Here is a 17,239-nt window from a genome sequence, read left to right as displayed (position 1 = left end):
CAGTGCGGGCAAAAGGCGAGTGCCCATTACGCCGCACGAGAATGATCCGATGCAACCGGCGCGATGATCACGGGGTCACAATTTTTACAGCCCTTGGGCAGGAGCCTCAGCCGATGAAAAACCTGCGAATCGCCACTTACAACGTCAACGGTTTACGCGCACGTCTGCCGAACCTGCTGGATTGGCTCAAGCGCGAGCAGCCGGACATCGCCTGCCTGCAAGAACTCAAATCCGTCGACACGGCGTTTCCCGCCGCCGAACTGGAAGCCGCCGGTTACGGCGCAATCTGGCAGGGCCAGGCCGCGTGGAACGGCGTGGCGATTCTCGCCCGTGACGCGCAACCGCTGGAGAGCCGCCGCGGACTGCCCGGCGACCCTGATGACAAGCACAGTCGTTATCTGGAAGCGGCGGTGCATGGCGTGTTGGTCGGTTGCCTATACCTGCCCAACGGCAACCCGCAGCCGGGGCCGAAATTCGATTACAAACTGGCCTGGTTTGAACGATTGATCAGCTACGCCAAAGACCTGCAAAGCAGCGATCACCCGGTGGTGCTGGCCGGCGACTACAACGTCGTGCCCACCGACATGGACATCTACAACACTCGCTCCTGGCTCAAGGATGCGCTGCTGCAACCCGAGAGCCGCGAGTGTTATCAGCGCTTGCTCGATCAGGGCTGGACCGATTCGCTGCGGCATCTGTATCCCGAGGATCGGCTCTATACGTTTTGGGATTACTTTCGGCAGCATTGGCAAACCAACTCCGGTCTGCGCATCGATCATCTGCTGCTCAACCCGGCGCTGAGTCCTTATCTGCATGAAGCCGGCGTAGACGCCTGGGTGCGCAATGAACCGCACGCCAGCGACCATGCGCCGACGTGGATTCGCATCGGTTCCCGCAAGAAGCGCTAGCGGGCGATTGGCGAAATCAATTGTCGAAAACAGTGCCTGATCCCGTATACATGGCGACCATCAACGCAGTGACCTGCGGCCCCATGCATAAGGATCGAGCAATGAGTGAGCCCCGCCTGACGAATCTGAAGCTGTACCTGCAACGTCTGGGTTTTGAAACGCCACCGGAACCGACACTGGTGACCCTGCGCTTGCTGCAACTGCGCCATACCGGCGTGTTCCCTTTCGAGAATCTTGCGACGATTACCGGCGCGCCGGTGTTGATCGATCTGCCGTCCATTGAAGAGAAAGTCCTGCTCGGTGGGCGCGGCGGTTACTGCTATGAACTGAATAACTTGTTCTTTGCCCTGTTGCTGGAACTGGGCTTCGACGCTCGGGCCATCAGCGGGCGCGTGGTAATGAATCAGCCCGAAGGCAGCTGGACAGCGCGCACACACCGTTTGAGTCTGGTGACTATCGACGACGTGCGCTACATCACAGATGTCGGCTTCGGTGGCATGGTGCCGACTGCACCGCTGCTCCTTGACACCGAGACTGAGCAACCAACGCCTCACGAACCTTATCGCATTGAGAAACAGGCCGACGGCTACATGCTGCGTGCCAACGTGGCGGGTGAATGGCGGCCGATGTACCTGTTCGACCTGCAACGCCAGGAAGACATCGATTACACCATTGGCAACTGGTACGTCTCGACCCATCCTGAGTCACCGTTCAGTCAGCGCCTGATGGTTGCGCGCACCGGTGAGGGCTGGCGCAAGACGCTGAACAACGGCAGCTTCGCTGTTCACCGCATGGGCGCCGAGAGCGAGCGGCGTGATATCGCGGACGCCGGGGATCTACTCGGTCTGCTTGAGGTTGAGTTCGGGATTCGGGTCGCGAGCCCGGAGTTGTTGAGGCCGGTGCTAGGACGCCTTATCGAGTCTGGTCAGGGATCTTCAGCGTAAGCATCGACCTGGATCGTGAACAGATTGATCTTGGCCCACGACTCCCGTTGCCTGACCTCTGTCTCCTCTGAGCCAATGCTGATGAGGTAGTTGATGCCTGTTGCCGGGTCTCTGAAACCATTTTGGGTCGAGTCCCAGACACAACAGGCGCGCGTGATCGGCGAAATCCCGAAGTGCTGTTCAAGGTACTGTTCGGCTTTCGAAGCATTGGCCCCGGACACTTCATAGCTGGCGGAAAATGGCTGGCCCATGCGGTCAAGCGCCTGTGTGCAGCCTTTGAATTCAACAAACGATGGCTTGTCTGCGAGCTTCGACAGAAAGTCATCACAGCCAAAGTCGGCACTGGCGCTGTTGGCAACGACCAGCAACAGCGCGGGTATTAATCGGATAAGTAGCAACCGTTTCAATTATTTCTCCACCAGCAATTCACCGACATATTTCCCGCCTTCACCTTTAACTCGCCGGCAGATCAGGTAGTCGTAGATGTCGTTCCATTTGATCAGCTCATAAAAGGTGACACAGCCGTCGGACAAATGACCGACGTGGATGTAACGACTGCTGTTGCCTTTTGTGCCTTGCAGTTCGATTGGAAACCAGACGTCGGTGCAATGCAGATTACCTTGTGCCTTGTAGCCATCCGTGGAGATATTTCCGTGGGAGCGGTCCGGGGCCATGATCCGGTGGCGTCCGGGAGGGATCGGGGTAAATTCGCCGCCCCACTGGCTGTTCAGCGTCACCTTCGCCGTTTTGCCATTGAAACTGACCTGTGCCCATTGCTGCAGGAGTTTGCCTTTAAATTCCGAGACCGCATGAACCGGTGCACCGGTGTACTTGACCTTGACGGTGGCCGGCGCCGTTGGCGGGGTATCCATCAGGTACTTCAAGGCATTTTCGGTTTTCAGGCTGGCCGTCTGCCCGACGAACTCCGAATTGCCGTCGGCAATCCGGAAGTAGGTTCGACCACCGGACTCTTTGGTGAAGGTCACTTTGGTGTATTCGCAGAGGGCGATGAGCGTGCCTTTTGGTTCGAGTTTTACACTCAGCCAGCCGTTTTCGTCGGCTCGTTTGGTGTATTTGGTGACAACGGCTGCGGGATGCGTACTGCCACCCTGTCGATTCGAGGGAGCCCGGTTATTGCTGAGGATTGCCTGCGCCATGCTGGTTACAACTCCTTTCAGGTGAATTCAGCCACTGGTTCTTCCTGTTCAGGCCAGGTCGTCAGGCTCCAGATGCAGCAGTTCGCTCGCTCGGGTCGATACTCTCTGGGTCAGTCCGCGCTCATTGGTGACGCCACGGATTACCTTGCCAGACGCGGTGGTGATTTTGTAAGCAAAGTCGGGGACAGGCTCGCCGTCGGCGTCCAGTAACGTGAACTGTTCATCGAAACCCAAGTTGATCGGCGGAACGGGACTGATCGGCGCGCCACCACCACTCTGGCCAATGATGACGGTGCCGGAACCGCCGACGATAACGTCGCCGTGGCTGCCCTGACTGCCTTGGGTGGCGGCGTTTTTACCGTTGATGAAGACGGTTGCGGAAATGTTGCCGCTGATGGCGCTGCCGCAAGAGGCTGGATCGCCAAGGCGCGCGGCAGGCAGACCATCGAAGAATACGTCGGGAGAACCGGCAACTATTTTCTGCGCCGCATGGGCAGGGCATGTTGTGGCGTCTGTGGCGCGTGCAGCGGGTTTTCCACTCATGGTGACTTCCTTTTCTTGCCCGGCTGGGGGCATCCGTTGGTCCGTACAGCATGGCTTCTGATCGTGCCACGTGATGAGGGGGTACTCAAGACATCAGGCCGTTTGAGTGACGAGTAACCCGTGCCTGATATTTTGTATACAAAACCATGGACACTTGTCGCGAGTTTTGAATACAGTGTGCGCATAACAAAAACCAGGGAACCCCCCACCATGAAAACGCCCCATGTTTCACACCAACGGCCCGAGGACGAAAATCTCGGGGTCGGCGCGAATATGGCTTACGGCCTGCAACATGTTCTGACCATGTACGGCGGTATCGTTGCGGTGCCACTGATCATCGGCCAGGCGGCCGGCCTGTCGCCGGCGGACATTGGTTTGCTGATTGCTGCTTCATTGTTTGCGGGGGGGCTGGCGACGCTGCTGCAAACCCTGGGTCTACCGTTTTTTGGTTGTCAGTTGCCGCTGGTGCAGGGCGTGTCGTTCTCCGGTGTGGCGACCATGGTCGCGATCGTCAGCAGTGGCGGGGAGGGCGGCTTCCAGTCGGTGCTTGGCGCAGTGATTGCCGCGTCCTTGATCGGCTTATTGATTACGCCGGTGTTCTCGCGAATCACCAAGTTCTTCCCGCCGCTGGTCACCGGCATCGTGATCACCACCATCGGCTTGACGCTGATGCCGGTGGCCGCACGCTGGGCCATGGGCGGCAACAGCCATGCGCCGGACTTCGGCAGCATGCAGAACATCGGTCTGGCGGCGGTCACGCTGGTGCTGGTGTTGCTGCTGAGCAAGGTCGGCAGCTCGACCATCTCGCGTCTGTCGATCCTGTTGGCCATGGTGATCGGCACGGTGCTGGCGGTGTTCCTTGGCATGGCGGATTTCTCCAGCGTCACCACGGGGCCGATGTTTGGCTTCCCGACGCCGTTCCATTTCGGCATGCCGACCTTCCACTTCGCCGCAATTCTGTCGATGTGCATCGTGGTCATGGTGACCCTGGTGGAAACTTCGGCGGACATTCTTGCGGTCGGTGAAATCATCGGCACCAAGGTCGATTCCAAACGCCTGGGCAATGGCCTGCGGGCAGACATGCTGTCGAGCATGTTTGCGCCGATTTTCGGTTCGTTCACCCAGAGCGCCTTCGCCCAGAACGTCGGGCTGGTGGCGGTTACCGGGATCAAGAGCCGTTACGTGGTCGCTACTGGCGGTATCTTCCTGGTGATTCTTGGTCTGCTGCCGTTCATGGGCCGGGTTATCGCAGCAGTGCCGACGTCGGTACTCGGCGGCGCCGGTATCGTGCTGTTCGGCACGGTGGCAGCGAGCGGTATCCGTACGCTGTCGAAGGTTGATTACCGCAACAACGTCAACCTGATCATCGTCGCCACTTCGATCGGTTTCGGCATGATCCCGATTGCCGCACCGAACTTCTACGATCACTTCCCAAGCTGGTTCGCGACCATTTTCCACTCGGGCATCAGCTCGTCGGCGATCATGGCGATCCTGCTCAACCTGGCTTTCAACCACTTCACCGCCGGTAACTCGGATCAGCAGTCGGTGTTTGCGGCGGCGGAAGAGCGGACCCTGCGCTATCGCGACTTGGCGGCGCTGCGTGAAGGCGATTACTTCAGCGACGGCAAGCTGCATGACTGCGATGGCAAGGAAGTGCCGGTCATTGAGCCTGATGATCACGATCATGGGCAGGGTGCGTCGAAGGTGCAGGTAAAGAGTAGCGAGCACGTCTGACGGCTGTCTCTAAACAAAAAGGGCCGATCTATTACACACAGATCGGCCCTTTTTCATTTCAAGATCAAAAGATCGCAGCCTTCGGCAGCTCCTACACAGATCTCATGCTCCGCCGATTCTGCGGATGAACGCTGAATCTGTAGGAGCTGCCGAAGGCTGCGATCTTCAGATCTTTTCGAGCGCCCACAAAAAAGCCCCTGAATCTTTCGATTCAGGGGCTTTGCTATTTGGCTCCACAACCTGGACTCGAACCAGGGACCCAATGATTAACAGTCATTTGCTCTACCAACTGAGCTATTGCGGAATTGGTGCGTATGTTACTGATTCAAAAAGAGAAGTCAAGCGCCGGTTGTAAAATTAGCTGAATCCTCGGGACGAACGGTGACTTGTCAGCGATTGGCGGTTACCAGAACTGCGGTAGAGGTCTACCATGGGCGCCCGGAAGTGGTCACACGCGCTGCCGGCCATTCGCCGAAAAAGGTCTGCGTCATGAACCATTTATCCCGCAACAGCGAGGTGTTCGCATGAGCATCGCGCAAATCAGCCTACCCAAGGGCGTTGGCCCTCACGCCGAAAAACTCTTCGATGCAATCACCCAGGCCAGCACCGCTGAGGAATTGAACCGCGCCGGTGGCAAGGCCGAAGGCTTCGTCCTGGGTCTTGAAAGCACCAAGGCGATCAAGAGTCAGATCGCCGAATCGCTGTACGTCGTTTATGACGACGCCGCGAGTCAGCGTGCGATCGAACTGGCTTAACTGCCGAAGGTGATGGTGCCCATCATCAGTTTGGCGTAAGCCGCGGTGGCGGCCAGTTGCACCAGCCACAGGACCAGGCCACCCAGGAACACCCCGGCGGCGACTTGCAGTACCAGGCTCTTTTCGCGCTTGGCCGATGCGCGGGGGATGAAATCATCCAGATCGTCACGGTCGGCGCGCAGGTTGTCGTTTTTCATATTGGGTCTCTTCAGAAATCTCGGGTGTACACAAAACCTGTAGGCCTTCGCCTGCTCGCGATAGCGTCGTGTCAGTCGAAGCTTCATTACCTGACACGCCGCTATCGCGAGCAGGCTAACTCCTACATTTTGGATTTGTGTGCAGTCTAGAGGGTATGGGGCGTTATCCGGGACAAATAAAAAACGGGAAGCCCCAAGGCTTCCCGTTTTTCATCACAGTGCGAAATCAGATGACCTGAACAATCGCATCCGTTACCGCCTTGATGTTGCTCTGGTTCAGCGCAGCCACGCAGATGCGGCCGGTGTCCAGGGCGTAGATGCCGAACTCGTTACGCAGGCGATGCACTTGTTCAGTGGTCAGGCCTGAGTAGGAGAACATGCCGCGCTGACGACCGACGAAGCTGAAGTCGCGGCCCGGGGCTTTCTCTGCCAGCAGGGCAACCATCTGCTCGCGCATGCCGCGAATGCGCAGACGCATTTCCGCCAGCTCGGCTTCCCATTGTGCACGCAGTTCCGGGCTGTTCAATACAGCTGCAACGATGCTTGCGCCGTGGGTCGGCGGGTTGGAGTAGTTGGTGCGGATCACACGCTTGACCTGCGACAGCACGCGCGCGCTTTCTTCTTTCGATTCGCTGATGATCGACAGCGCACCAACGCGCTCGCCGTACAGCGAGAACGATTTGGAGAACGAGCTCGAAACGAAGAAAGTCAGACCGGACTCAGCGAACAGGCGCACGGCCGCGGCGTCTTCATCGATGCCGTCGCCAAAGCCTTGATAGGCCATGTCGAGGAACGGCACGTGACCTTTGGCTTTAACCACTTCCAGCACGTTGTTCCAGTCCGCCGGGGTCAGGTCGACGCCGGTCGGGTTGTGGCAGCAGGCGTGCAGGACAACGATCGAGCCGTTCGGCAGGGCGTTGAGGTCGTCGAGCATGCCGGCACGATTCACATCGTGGCTGGCTGCGTCGTAGTAACGGTAGTTCTGCACCGGGAAACCGGCGGTTTCGAACAGGGCGCGGTGGTTTTCCCAGCTTGGGTCACTGATCGCCACAACGGCGTTCGGCAGCAGTTGCTTGAGGAAGTCGGCACCGATCTTCAGTGCGCCGGTCCCGCCGACGGCCTGAGTGGTGATGACGCGACCGGCGCTGATCAGCGGCGAGTCGTTGCCGAACAGCAGCTTTTGCACGGCCTGGTCGTAGGCGGCGATACCATCGATCGGCAGGTAGCCGCGCGAAGCGTGTTGAGCGGCGCGAACGGTTTCGGCTTCGATCACGGCGCGCAGAAGTGGAATTCGCCCCTCTTCGTTGCAGTAAACACCCACGCCCAGGTTGACCTTGGTGGTCCGGGTATCGGCGTTGAATGCTTCGTTGAGGCCCAGGATTGGATCGCGGGGTGCCATTTCGACAGCGGAGAACAGGCTCATTATTGCGGCGGCTCTGAATGGAGAATGGAGGGACGTGTCGCGCTCCAGCCGGATGCACTAGAGCGGTGCACAAACGGGGAGCTAGTATAGAGGCCATTACTGAATAATGGCGACAGGCGATTCGGCTTTTAGGGTAAGTTTTTCCGATTATTTCTTGACCGTTAGTCGACTGCTCGTGTCAGAGTCTTTACCGGATGTAGGACGTTTGCCTTGAAAGGTGAGGCAATCGCCACCACATTGAGCACAATCCAGGTTTTTTCTTGCGCGACACCGGTCGTTTGCGGTCGTCCCCGTGGTGTTCCGCTTTGCTCGGAATGCCGCGATCCCAGAGGTGTATATGTCCGAATTCCAGCTCGTCACCCGCTTCGAGCCCGCCGGCGACCAGCCAGAAGCCATCCGCCAATTGGTGGAGGGCATCGAGGCCGGGCTGGCGCACCAGACGCTGCTCGGTGTGACCGGCTCGGGCAAGACCTTCAGCATCGCCAATGTCATTTCGCAGATTCAGCGCCCGACCCTGGTGCTGGCGCCGAACAAGACCCTTGCTGCGCAGCTGTACGGTGAGTTCAAGGCGTTCTTCCCGAATAACGCCGTCGAGTATTTTGTTTCCTACTACGACTACTACCAGCCCGAAGCCTATGTGCCGTCGTCCGACACCTTCATCGAGAAGGATGCGTCGATCAACGACCACATCGAGCAGATGCGCCTGTCCGCAACCAAAGCGTTGCTGGAACGTAAAGACGCGATCATCGTCACCACGGTGTCGTGCATCTACGGTCTGGGTAGCCCGGAAACCTATTTGAAGATGGTGCTGCACGTCGATCGCGGCGACAAACTCGATCAGCGTGCGCTGCTGCGGCGGCTGGCCGACTTGCAATACACGCGCAATGACATGGACTTTGCCCGCGCGACTTTCCGTGTGCGCGGCGACGTGATCGACATCTATCCGGCGGAATCCGATCTGGAAGCGATCCGCATCGAGCTGTTCGATGACGAGGTCGAAAGCATTTCCGCGTTCGACCCGCTGACCGGCGAAGTCATCCGCAAGATGCCGCGCTTCACCTTTTACCCGAAGAGCCACTATGTAACGCCACGCGAAACCCTGCTCGACGCCATCGAACACATCAAGGTCGAATTGCAGGAACGCCTCGAATACCTGCGCAGCAACAACAAACTGGTCGAAGCCCAGCGTCTTGAACAGCGCACCCGTTTCGACCTGGAGATGATCCTCGAGTTGGGTTATTGCAACGGCATCGAGAACTACTCGCGCTACCTGTCCGGTCGCCCGGCCGGCGCGGCGCCGCCAACGCTCTACGATTATCTGCCGGCCGATGCTTTGCTGGTGATCGACGAATCCCACGTCAGCGTGCCGCAGGTCGGCGCGATGTATAAGGGCGACCGTTCGCGTAAGGAAACCCTCGTTGAATACGGCTTCCGTTTGCCGTCGGCGCTGGACAACCGGCCGATGCGGTTTGACGAGTGGGAAGGGGTCAGCCCGCAGACCATTTTCGTCTCGGCGACGCCGGGCAACTACGAAGCCGAGCACGCCGGGCGGGTGGTTGAGCAAGTGGTGCGGCCGACTGGCCTGGTCGACCCGCAGGTTGAAGTGCGTCCGGCGCTGACTCAGGTCGACGATCTGCTCTCGGAAATCAGCAAACGCGTGGCGGTCGAGGAGCGGGTGCTGGTCACCACGCTGACCAAACGCATGGCCGAAGACCTTACCGATTACCTCGCCGATCACGGCGTGCGCGTGCGTTATCTGCACTCGGATATCGACACCGTTGAGCGCGTGGAAATCATCCGTGATCTGCGCCTCGGTACCTTTGATGTGCTGGTCGGGATCAACTTGCTGCGTGAAGGCCTGGACATGCCGGAAGTGTCGCTGGTGGCGATCCTCGACGCCGACAAAGAAGGCTTTCTGCGTTCCGAGCGTTCGCTGATTCAGACCATCGGCCGGGCGGCGCGTAACCTCAATGGTCGGGCGATTCTTTACGCCGATCGGATGACTGGTTCGATGGAGCGGGCGATTGGCGAAACCGAGCGGCGTCGCGACAAGCAGATCGCCTTCAACCTGGAAAACGGCATCACTCCGCGCGGGGTGATCAAGGACGTCGCCGACATCATGGAAGGCGCCACCGTGCCGGGTTCGCGCAGCAAGAAGCGCAAAGGCATGGCCAAAGCCGCCGAAGAGAACGCCAAGTACGAAGCAGAACTGCGTTCGCCGAGCGAGATCACCAAGCGTATTCGTGCGCTGGAAGAGAAGATGTATCAGCTGGCGCGGGATCTGGAGTTTGAAGCGGCGGCGCAGATGCGCGACGAGATTGCCAAACTGCGCGAACGGCTTTTGGCTGTGTAAGGAGGATCGTTCCCACGCTCTGCGTGGGAATGCAGCCCCGGACGCTCCGCGTCCGCTGTGACGCAGAGCGTCGCCGGAGTCATTCCCACGCGGAGCATGGGAACGATCAGTTGCAGTTAGTGGGACTCCCCAGCCTTCAGCCCTTGCGGCAATTTCTTGGTCAACAAAATCGCCAACATGCTGATCCCCAGCGCAATCCCGACAAAGTGAAACGCATCGTTGTAAGCCATGATCGCCGCCTGCTGATGGACGATCTCGCTCAGCTTGCCCAACGCCGCCGTATCACTGCCAAACCGATCAGTCATCGACGCCAACCGCTCGGCCACCTGCGGATTGGTCGGCACCACCGCCTCGCGCAAATAATCGAAGTAAGTCTTGGTGCGCGCATCCAGAAGCGTCGCCAACAAAGCAATCCCGATCGCACCGCCGAGGTTACGCAGAATATTGAACAGACTCGACGCCGACCCCGCATCCTGCGGCAAAATGTAAGCCGTGGCGATCAGCGAAATGGTCACCATGATCAGCGGCTGCCCCAGCGCTCGAATGATCTGGATCTGATTGAACTGCGGCCCGGCAAAATCCGGGTTGAGCACCCCCGATGAAAAACTCGCCAACCCGAACAGCCCAAAGCCGATCGTGCACAGCCATTTCGGCGAAACAAACTTCATCAGTTTGGGCACCAGCGGAATCAGGAACAGCTGCGGCACGCCCATCCACATGATCACTTCGCCGATCTGCAGGGCGTTGTAGTTCTGGATCTGCGCCAGATACAGCGGCAACAGATAGATTGAACCGTACAACCCGACACCCATGCCCAGACTGGAAATACTCGACAGACCGAAATTGCGATTACGCAGGATGCCCAGATTGATCAGCGGATTCGGTTTGGAAATCTGCACGATCACAAAGGTAATCAGGCTGAGCAGGGCAATGCTGCCCAGGGTCACGATCAGGCTCGACTCCAGCCAATCCTTGCGATGGCCTTCTTCAAGGAATACCTGCAGACAACCGAGGCCAATCCCCAGCGTGAGAATGCCGGTGTAGTCGGTGCTTTTCAGCAGTTCCCAGTGCGCTTCTTTCTTCTCCAGCCCGTACATCAGGCCGGCAATCATGATCAGGCCCGGCGGAATGTTGATGTAGAAGATGTATTCCCAACCCCAGTTTTCCGTGAGCCAGCCGCCCAGCGTCGGGCCGATGGATGGGGCGAAGGTCGCGGTCATGGCAAACATCGCCATGCCTTTGGCGCGGTGGTGTTCGGGGAGTTTGATCAAGGTCAGGGTGAACGCCAGCGGGATCAGCGCGCCGCCGGTAAAACCCTGCATGGCGCGGAAGACGATCATGCTCTCCAGGCTCCAGGCCATCGAGCACAGCAGCGATGAAACCAGAAAGCCCAGCGACACCCACACCGCCAGCCGTCGTGCCGACAGCAGTTGCACCAGCCACGCGGTCAGCGGAATCATGATGATTTCCGCGACCAGATACGAGGTGGAAATCCACGAGCCTTCTTCCAGCGTCGCCGACAGTGCACCCTGAATATCTTTCAGTGACGAGTTGGTGATCTGGATGTCGAGCACGGCCATAAAGGCTCCGAGCATCACGCTCATCACCGCAATCCAATCGCGCCGGGTCGGTTCGCCGACCGGGCGGATCAGTGCATCACCGGCCATTGTCCGGGGCGTCTTTGATGTTCACTTTGGCAGTGACGGACATGCCCGGGCGGATCTTGCCGTGCAGCGGGTTGTCGGCCTTGAAGGTCAGTTTCACCGGAATCCGTTGCACGACTTTGGTGAAGTTGCCGGTGGCGTTGTCCGGCGGCAGCAGGCTGAATTGCGCGCCGGACGCGGCGAACAGGCTGTCGACCCGCGCTTCGATCGGCGTGTCGCCATAGGCATCGAAGGTCAGCTCGGCTTTCTGCCCGGGTTGCATGCGGCCGATCTGGGTTTCCTTGAAGTTGGCCTGCACCCAGATATCTTCGTCCGGGACGATCGACAGCAGGTAAGCGCCAGCCTGCACCACTTGGCCGTTACGGGCGGCGCGCTGGCCGACCAGACCACTGATTGGTGCGTGGATTTCGCTGCGGGTCAGGTTGAGTTCGGCTTGCGCCAGATCGGCGCGGGCGTTGGCGATCTGTGCGTCGAGGCGTTTGATTTCTGCGTTCAGGGCGTTGACCTGCTGACGCTGACCTTGCGCATCGGCCTGCGCCTTGGCCACTTGCGAACGGGCGATATGAGCGTCAGCGGAGAGGGTGGTCACGCGTTCTTCGGAAACGTAACCGGGCTTGCGCAGGGTTTCGGCACGCGACAAATCCATCTGCGAGCGCCCGAGCGTTGCTTGGGTGGTTGCCACTTGTGCGTCGCTGGAAGCAATCAGACTGGCTTGCTGAGTCAATTTGCTTTGCGCTTGCAGGCGCTCGGCTTCGCGGGTGGCGAGGGCGGCATTGGCGCGATCGATGGCCAGACGGAAGTCATTCGGTTCGAGGCGCACCAGCAACTGGCCTTTTTCCACGTGTTGATTGTCCTGCACCAGCACTTCATCGATGCGCGCGCTCAACTGGCTCGAGACACGGGTGATTTCGCCCTGGACATAAGCGTTGTCGGTGCTTTCATAAAAGCGTCCCTTGAAGAACCAATGGGCGAAAAAGCCCCCGGCGACCAGCAGGACGAGCAGTAGGAAAATCAACAGGCGACGCTTGAGTTGGGCAGGCATGGGCAAACTGTAGTCGATGAATTGTAAGGAAAGTTATCAGCAGGCGAATCTGGCATACAGCCGATAAACGGTAAATGCCATCCGCTGATATTTGCCCATTCACCACGGCTTACGGGCGTTCCAGACGCAAACTTGGCTTAAATGCCCTGCCCGCTGGAGCGGGGCGGGTGTCGCCTGTTACCATTCGCCGCTTGATTGTTTTGCTTTTCATTCTTTTCGAGACATGCCATGACCACCGTCCGCACTCGCATCGCGCCATCGCCTACCGGGGACCCCCACGTAGGTACCGCTTACATCGCATTGTTCAACTACTGCTTTGCCAAGCAGCATGGCGGTGAGTTCATCCTGCGCATCGAAGACACCGACCAGTTGCGTTCGACCCGCGAGTCCGAACAGCAGATCTTCGACGCCCTGCGCTGGTTGGGTATCGAATGGAGCGAAGGCCCGGACGTTGGTGGCCCGCACGGTCCATACCGTCAGAGCGAGCGCGGCGACATCTATCAGAAGTACTGCCAGCAACTGGTCGACATGGGTCACGCGTTCCCGTGCTTCTGCACCGCTGAAGAGCTGGATCAGATGCGCGCCGAGCAAATGGCTCGCGGCGAGACCCCGCGCTACGACGGCCGCGCACTGTTGCTGTCGAAAGAAGAAGTCGCCGCCCGTCTGGCCGCTGGCGAGCCGCACGTTATCCGCATGAAAGTGCCGAGTGAAGGCGTTTGCGTGGTGCCGGACATGCTCCGTGGCGACGTCGAGATCCCGTGGGATCGCATGGACATGCAAGTGCTGATGAAGACCGACGGCCTGCCGACATACTTCCTCGCCAATGTGGTTGACGACCACCTGATGGGCATCACCCACGTGCTGCGGGGCGAAGAGTGGCTGCCATCGGCACCGAAACTGATTCTGCTTTACGAGTACTTCGGCTGGGAGCAACCAGAGCTGTGCTACATGCCGCTGCTGCGTAACCCGGACAAGAGCAAGCTGTCCAAGCGCAAGAACCCTACCTCGGTGACATTCTACGAGCGCATGGGCTTCATGCCGGAAGCGATGCTCAACTACCTCGGCCGCATGGGCTGGTCGATGCCGGACGAGCGCGAGAAGTTCTCGCTGCAGGAAATGGTCGACAACTTCGATCTCAAGCGTGTCTCGCTGGGCGGGCCGATCTTCGACATCGAGAAGCTGTCGTGGCTCAACGGCCAGTGGCTGCGTGATCTGCCGGTGGAAGAGTTCGCTGCACGCGTGCAGAAGTGGGCGTTCAATTCCGAATACATGATGAAGATCGCGCCGCACGTTCAGGGCCGCGTTGAAACCTTCAGCCAGGTTGCCCCGTTGGGCGGGTTCTTCTTCGCCGGCGGCGTCAATCCGGATGCCAAGCTGTTTGAATCGAAAAAGCTTTCGGGCGATCAGGTTCGCCAGTTGATGCAGTTGATCCTGTGGAAGCTGGAAAGCCTGCGTCAGTGGGAGAAGGACAACATCACCGCGACGATTCAGGCCGTGGTCGAATCGCTGGAGTTGAAACTGCGCGATGCGATGCCGCTGATGTTTGCTGCGATCACCGGTCAGGCGAGTTCCGTCTCGGTGCTCGATGCCATGGAAATCCTTGGCCCGGATCTGACCCGTTATCGTCTGCGGCAGGCGATTGACCTGCTGGGTGGCGTGTCGAAGAAAGAAAACAAAGAGTGGGAAAAGCTGCTGGGCGCTATCGCCTAAGCGCTTGCGGCTTTGTGCAGGAGCTGCCGAAGGCTGCGATCTTTTGATCGTGCCTTCGGCGCTTCTCCCGAATTTACGGGGGGAGGGCGGTAAGTGATTGTTATGCCGACGAAAAATTTTGAAATTTTTCAAAAATAAGTTTGACAGGCTTTCGATACGCCCTTAAGATTCGCCCCGTCCTCAGCGATGACATCAACGATGAGGGGCTATAGCTCAGCTGGGAGAGCGCTTGCATGGCATGCAAGAGGTCGACGGTTCGATCCCGTCTAGCTCCACCAATTTACACTTCGAAGCCTGGCCACACCGGCTCCGAAGCGATCAACACTCAGCGTTGATCAGTTGTATAGAAGGGTTTGCGTCCCCTTCGTCTAGTGGCCTAGGACACCGCCCTTTCACGGCGGTAACAGGGGTTCGAGTCCCCTAGGGGACGCCAGTTTTACAGAAGTGATGTTGCAAAATGTCACTCCGCCGCGAGGCGAAAAATCCGGGGCTATAGCTCAGCTGGGAGAGCGCCTGCATGGCATGCAGGAGGTCAGCGGTTCGATCCCGCTTAGCTCCACCAATTTACAGTTCAAGGTCTGGCCACACCGGCCTTGAATCGATCAGTTCTCAGCGCTGATCAGTTGTATAGAAGGTTTGTGTCCCCTTCGTCTAGTGGCCTAGGACACCGCCCTTTCACGGCGGTAACAGGGGTTCGAGTCCCCTAGGGGACGCCACGATTACCCGCTCTGCGGGATTTTATAAGGGTCATTCAATTATTGAATGGCCCTTTTGTTTGTCTGGCGTTTGGCCAATTCTCCTTTTTCCTTACACTGTGCATCAGACCAGCGGTCATATCCTTGACTTGCGGAATATTATTATGCGAATAATATTCTAGTCGTAATATTCGGAGGCAACGATGAACGATAAAAAAGCTCAAACCCGCGAACGCATCCTCAAGGCTGCCAGCGCCGCACTGATCCAGCGTGGCCCGGCTGACCCTAGCGTGGGCGAAGTGATGGGCGCGGCCGGCCTGACCGTTGGCGGTTTCTATGCGCACTTCGAAAGCAAGGACGCGATGATGCTGGAAGCGTTCAAGCAGCTTCTCGGCCGCCGCCGCGACCTGATTGCCGACATGGATGCCGAACTGACCGGGGAAGAGCGCCGCGCCTTGGTCGCCGCGTTTTACCTGTCGCGCAAGCATCGTGATTCCAGCGACGCGGCATGCCCGATTCCAGCGTCGATCGGCGAGCTGGGGCGTTTGCCGGAATCGTTCCGCATCGCGCTGAACGAGCACCTGGAATTGATGATTGCGCAGTTGGCGTCCAGCCCCGAGGACACCGACAAAGCCCTGGCCGACGTGGCCTTGATGGTGGGTGGTCTGGCACTCGCAAGAGCGCTCGGCCCGGGAGATTTATCCGATCGATTGCTGCGCGCTGCTAAGTCGGCGGTGCGTTGACCTGAAGGCAACACGCCTGAGGAGAGAGCGATGAACACGTTGAAGTGGGTTCGTGGCGTTAATGGCACCTTGGGCTGGATTGCACCGAAACGCGTGGCGAGCAAAATGCGTCTGGCATTCATGACGCCACGTTCGCTGCCTCTTCGTGATTGGGAGTTGCCGCTGCTGGCCAGTTCCGAACGCATCACTTTGCGCTTTGGCCTCTCGGCGCTGCGCTGGGGCCAAGGCCCGACAGTGCTGCTGATGCACGGCTGGGAAGGGCGGCCAACCCAGTTCGCCGCGCTGATTACTGCGCTGGTCGATGCCGGGTATACCGTCGTCGCGTTGGATGGTCCGGCTCACGGTCGTTCGCCGGGGCGTGAAGCCAATGTCGTGTTGTTCGCTCGGGCAATGCTCGAAGCCGCTGCCGAGTTGCCGCCATTGCAAGCGGTGATCGGTCACTCCATGGGCGGCGCCAGCGCCATGCTCGCCGTGCAACTGGGCTTGCGCACCGAAACCCTCGTCAGCATCGCCGCACCTGCGCGAATTCTGGGTGTACTGCGCGGTTTCGCCCGCTACGTCGGTATGCCGCCGCGAGCGCGCTCCGCCTTCATCCGTCAGGTCGAGCAAGATGTCGGTATGCGCGCCGCGACGCTCGACGTTGCCCACTATCAACTGGATATGCCCGGCCTGATCGTGCATGCCGAGGACGACAATTTCGTCTCGGTCAAGGAATCGCAACTGATCCACGAATCCTGGTTCGACAGTCGCCTATTGCGTCTTGAAGGCGGCGGGCACCAGCGCGTGCTAGCCGACCCTCGGGTGATTGATGGCGTGTTATCACTGCTGGCCGGCCGCAGCCTTCAGGCGCGCCAATCGGCCTGAGCTCCGTTACACTGCTCCGGTTGAATACTTTGACCAGGAGTGGGGCATGGGTTGGGATCGGGCAACGCCGTTTACCATTGATCTGCAAGTAGGCGCTGAGGATATCGACGGGTTGGGCCACGCGAATAACGCCGTATACGTGACCTGGCTCGAGCGCTGCGCCTGGCGCCACTCGCAGCGTCTGGGCCTGGATCTGGTCGAGTATCGGCGACTGGATCGGGCGATGGCCGTGGTCCGTCACGAGATCGATTATCTCGCCGCCGCCTATGAAGGCGACGAACTGCAATTGGCAACCTGGATTGTCGATTGGGATCAACGCTTGAAGATGACCCGGCATTTCCAGCTCAAGCGCCCGAGCGACAACACCACGTTGTTGCGCGCGCAGACCACGTTTGTCTGTATCGAGCTGTCCACGGGCAAGCCAAAGCGCATGCCGGCCGAGTTCGTCGAGGGCTACGGACCGGCGATCCTGGCACTAGCCTGACCCGATCCCTGTAGGAGCTGCCG

Annotated in this window: 16 protein-coding genes and 5 tRNA genes; 13 read left to right on the top strand and 8 right to left on the bottom strand. The window is 59.0% G+C overall.

The features are described from left to right. Positions 1-113: 113 nt before the first annotated feature. Together xth and CKW14_RS04730 are read left to right on the top strand one after the other, a co-directional pair. A complete protein-coding gene (gene xth / locus CKW14_RS04735; protein ID WP_038363581.1) occupies positions 114-908 on the top strand; it encodes an exodeoxyribonuclease III in 795 nt (264 codons plus the stop codon). A gap of 101 nt (positions 909-1,009) precedes the next feature. Continuing rightward, positions 1,010-1,852, top strand: coding sequence for an arylamine N-acetyltransferase (locus CKW14_RS04730; protein ID WP_095047669.1), 843 nt, complete (start codon positions 1,010-1,012; stop codon positions 1,850-1,852). Here the strand turns inward: CKW14_RS04730 and CKW14_RS04725 are convergent. The 3 genes from CKW14_RS04725 to CKW14_RS04715 are packed head-to-tail and all read right to left on the bottom strand — an operon-like array spanning position 1,834 to position 3,552. Beyond that, positions 1,834-2,259: a DUF4952 domain-containing protein gene (locus CKW14_RS04725; protein WP_095047668.1), complete on the bottom strand. Its 426-nt coding sequence runs from the start codon at positions 2,257-2,259 to the stop codon at positions 1,834-1,836. The two genes, CKW14_RS04730 and CKW14_RS04725, sit on opposite strands and share 19 nt — an antisense overlap. Continuing rightward, positions 2,260-3,009 carry a hypothetical protein gene (locus tag CKW14_RS04720; RefSeq protein ID WP_095047667.1) on the bottom strand — a complete coding sequence of 250 codons (750 nt, stop codon included), beginning with the start codon at positions 3,007-3,009 and terminating at the stop codon, positions 2,260-2,262. A gap of 48 nt (positions 3,010-3,057) precedes the next feature. Continuing rightward, positions 3,058-3,552, bottom strand: a complete 495-nt coding sequence (locus tag CKW14_RS04715; protein WP_095047666.1) for a PAAR domain-containing protein — start codon at positions 3,550-3,552, stop codon at positions 3,058-3,060. Positions 3,553-3,762: 210 nt separating this feature from the next. Here CKW14_RS04715 and CKW14_RS04710 point away from each other — a divergent pair, with 210 nt between their 5' ends. Then, positions 3,763-5,286, top strand: coding sequence for a nucleobase:cation symporter-2 family protein (locus CKW14_RS04710; protein ID WP_095047665.1), 1,524 nt, complete (start codon positions 3,763-3,765; stop codon positions 5,284-5,286). 228 nt (positions 5,287-5,514) lie between these two features. On the opposite strand, the gene CKW14_RS04705 is transcribed toward CKW14_RS04710, so the two are convergent. Next, a tRNA-Asn gene (locus tag CKW14_RS04705) sits at positions 5,515-5,590 on the bottom strand. Positions 5,591-5,810: 220 nt separating this feature from the next. Here CKW14_RS04705 and CKW14_RS04700 point away from each other — a divergent pair. Then, complete coding sequence (locus CKW14_RS04700) at positions 5,811-6,041, top strand: hypothetical protein (RefSeq protein WP_093432041.1); 231 nt, start codon at positions 5,811-5,813, stop codon at positions 6,039-6,041. Here the strand turns inward: CKW14_RS04700 and CKW14_RS04695 are convergent. Both CKW14_RS04695 and CKW14_RS04690 read right to left on the bottom strand, forming a co-directional pair. Continuing rightward, positions 6,038-6,238 (bottom strand): hypothetical protein, encoded by a 201-nt coding sequence (locus CKW14_RS04695; RefSeq protein WP_095047664.1) that lies wholly within the window; start codon positions 6,236-6,238, stop codon positions 6,038-6,040. The genes CKW14_RS04700 and CKW14_RS04695 overlap by 4 nt on opposite strands. A gap of 226 nt (positions 6,239-6,464) precedes the next feature. Then, positions 6,465-7,661: an amino acid aminotransferase gene (locus CKW14_RS04690; protein ID WP_095124833.1), complete on the bottom strand. Its 1,197-nt coding sequence runs from the start codon at positions 7,659-7,661 to the stop codon at positions 6,465-6,467. Between the two features lie 337 nt (positions 7,662-7,998). Here CKW14_RS04690 and uvrB point away from each other — a divergent pair, with 337 nt between their 5' ends. Then, positions 7,999-10,014 carry an excinuclease ABC subunit UvrB gene (gene uvrB / locus CKW14_RS04685; RefSeq protein ID WP_007913411.1) on the top strand — a complete coding sequence of 672 codons (2,016 nt, stop codon included), beginning with the start codon at positions 7,999-8,001 and terminating at the stop codon, positions 10,012-10,014. Positions 10,015-10,130: 116 nt separating this feature from the next. On the opposite strand, the gene CKW14_RS04680 is transcribed toward uvrB, so the two are convergent. Next, entirely contained in the window at positions 10,131-11,621 is a 1,491-nt protein-coding gene (locus tag CKW14_RS04680) for an MDR family MFS transporter (protein WP_176471255.1), read from the bottom strand. Between the two features lie 49 nt (positions 11,622-11,670). Continuing rightward, positions 11,671-12,720 (bottom strand): HlyD family secretion protein, encoded by a 1,050-nt coding sequence (locus tag CKW14_RS04675; protein ID WP_095124829.1) that lies wholly within the window; start codon positions 12,718-12,720, stop codon positions 11,671-11,673. Between the two features lie 228 nt (positions 12,721-12,948). On the opposite strand from CKW14_RS04675, the gene gltX reads away from it, so the two are divergent. The 8 genes from gltX (at position 12,949) to CKW14_RS04635 (ending at position 17,216) form a co-directional block, all read left to right on the top strand. Continuing rightward, positions 12,949-14,430: a glutamate--tRNA ligase gene (gltX, locus tag CKW14_RS04670; RefSeq protein ID WP_095124828.1), complete on the top strand. Its 1,482-nt coding sequence runs from the start codon at positions 12,949-12,951 to the stop codon at positions 14,428-14,430. A 202-nt stretch (positions 14,431-14,632) separates the two neighbouring features. Further along, a tRNA-Ala gene (locus CKW14_RS04665) sits at positions 14,633-14,708 on the top strand. 79 nt (positions 14,709-14,787) lie between these two features. Continuing rightward, a tRNA-Glu gene (locus CKW14_RS04660) sits at positions 14,788-14,863 on the top strand. Positions 14,864-14,916: 53 nt separating this feature from the next. Continuing rightward, positions 14,917-14,992: transfer RNA gene (locus CKW14_RS04655), tRNA-Ala, on the top strand. Between the two features lie 78 nt (positions 14,993-15,070). Next, a tRNA-Glu gene (locus CKW14_RS04650) sits at positions 15,071-15,146 on the top strand. Between the two features lie 182 nt (positions 15,147-15,328). Further along, positions 15,329-15,868: a TetR/AcrR family transcriptional regulator gene (locus tag CKW14_RS04645; protein WP_007913421.1), complete on the top strand. Its 540-nt coding sequence runs from the start codon at positions 15,329-15,331 to the stop codon at positions 15,866-15,868. Between the two features lie 30 nt (positions 15,869-15,898). Further along, positions 15,899-16,732 (top strand): alpha/beta fold hydrolase, encoded by an 834-nt coding sequence (locus tag CKW14_RS04640; protein WP_095124827.1) that lies wholly within the window; start codon positions 15,899-15,901, stop codon positions 16,730-16,732. Between the two features lie 46 nt (positions 16,733-16,778). Continuing rightward, positions 16,779-17,216 carry a thioesterase family protein gene (locus CKW14_RS04635; RefSeq protein WP_095047659.1) on the top strand — a complete coding sequence of 146 codons (438 nt, stop codon included), beginning with the start codon at positions 16,779-16,781 and terminating at the stop codon, positions 17,214-17,216. Positions 17,217-17,239: the final 23 nt, after the last annotated feature.

It is taken from the genome of Pseudomonas sp. Irchel s3a12 (assembly GCF_900187485.1).
Lineage (GTDB): Bacteria > Pseudomonadota > Gammaproteobacteria > Pseudomonadales > Pseudomonadaceae > Aquipseudomonas > Aquipseudomonas neuropathica.
Note: the sequence above shows the minus strand (reverse complement) of the source record. Positions and strands in the feature narration are given on the sequence as shown.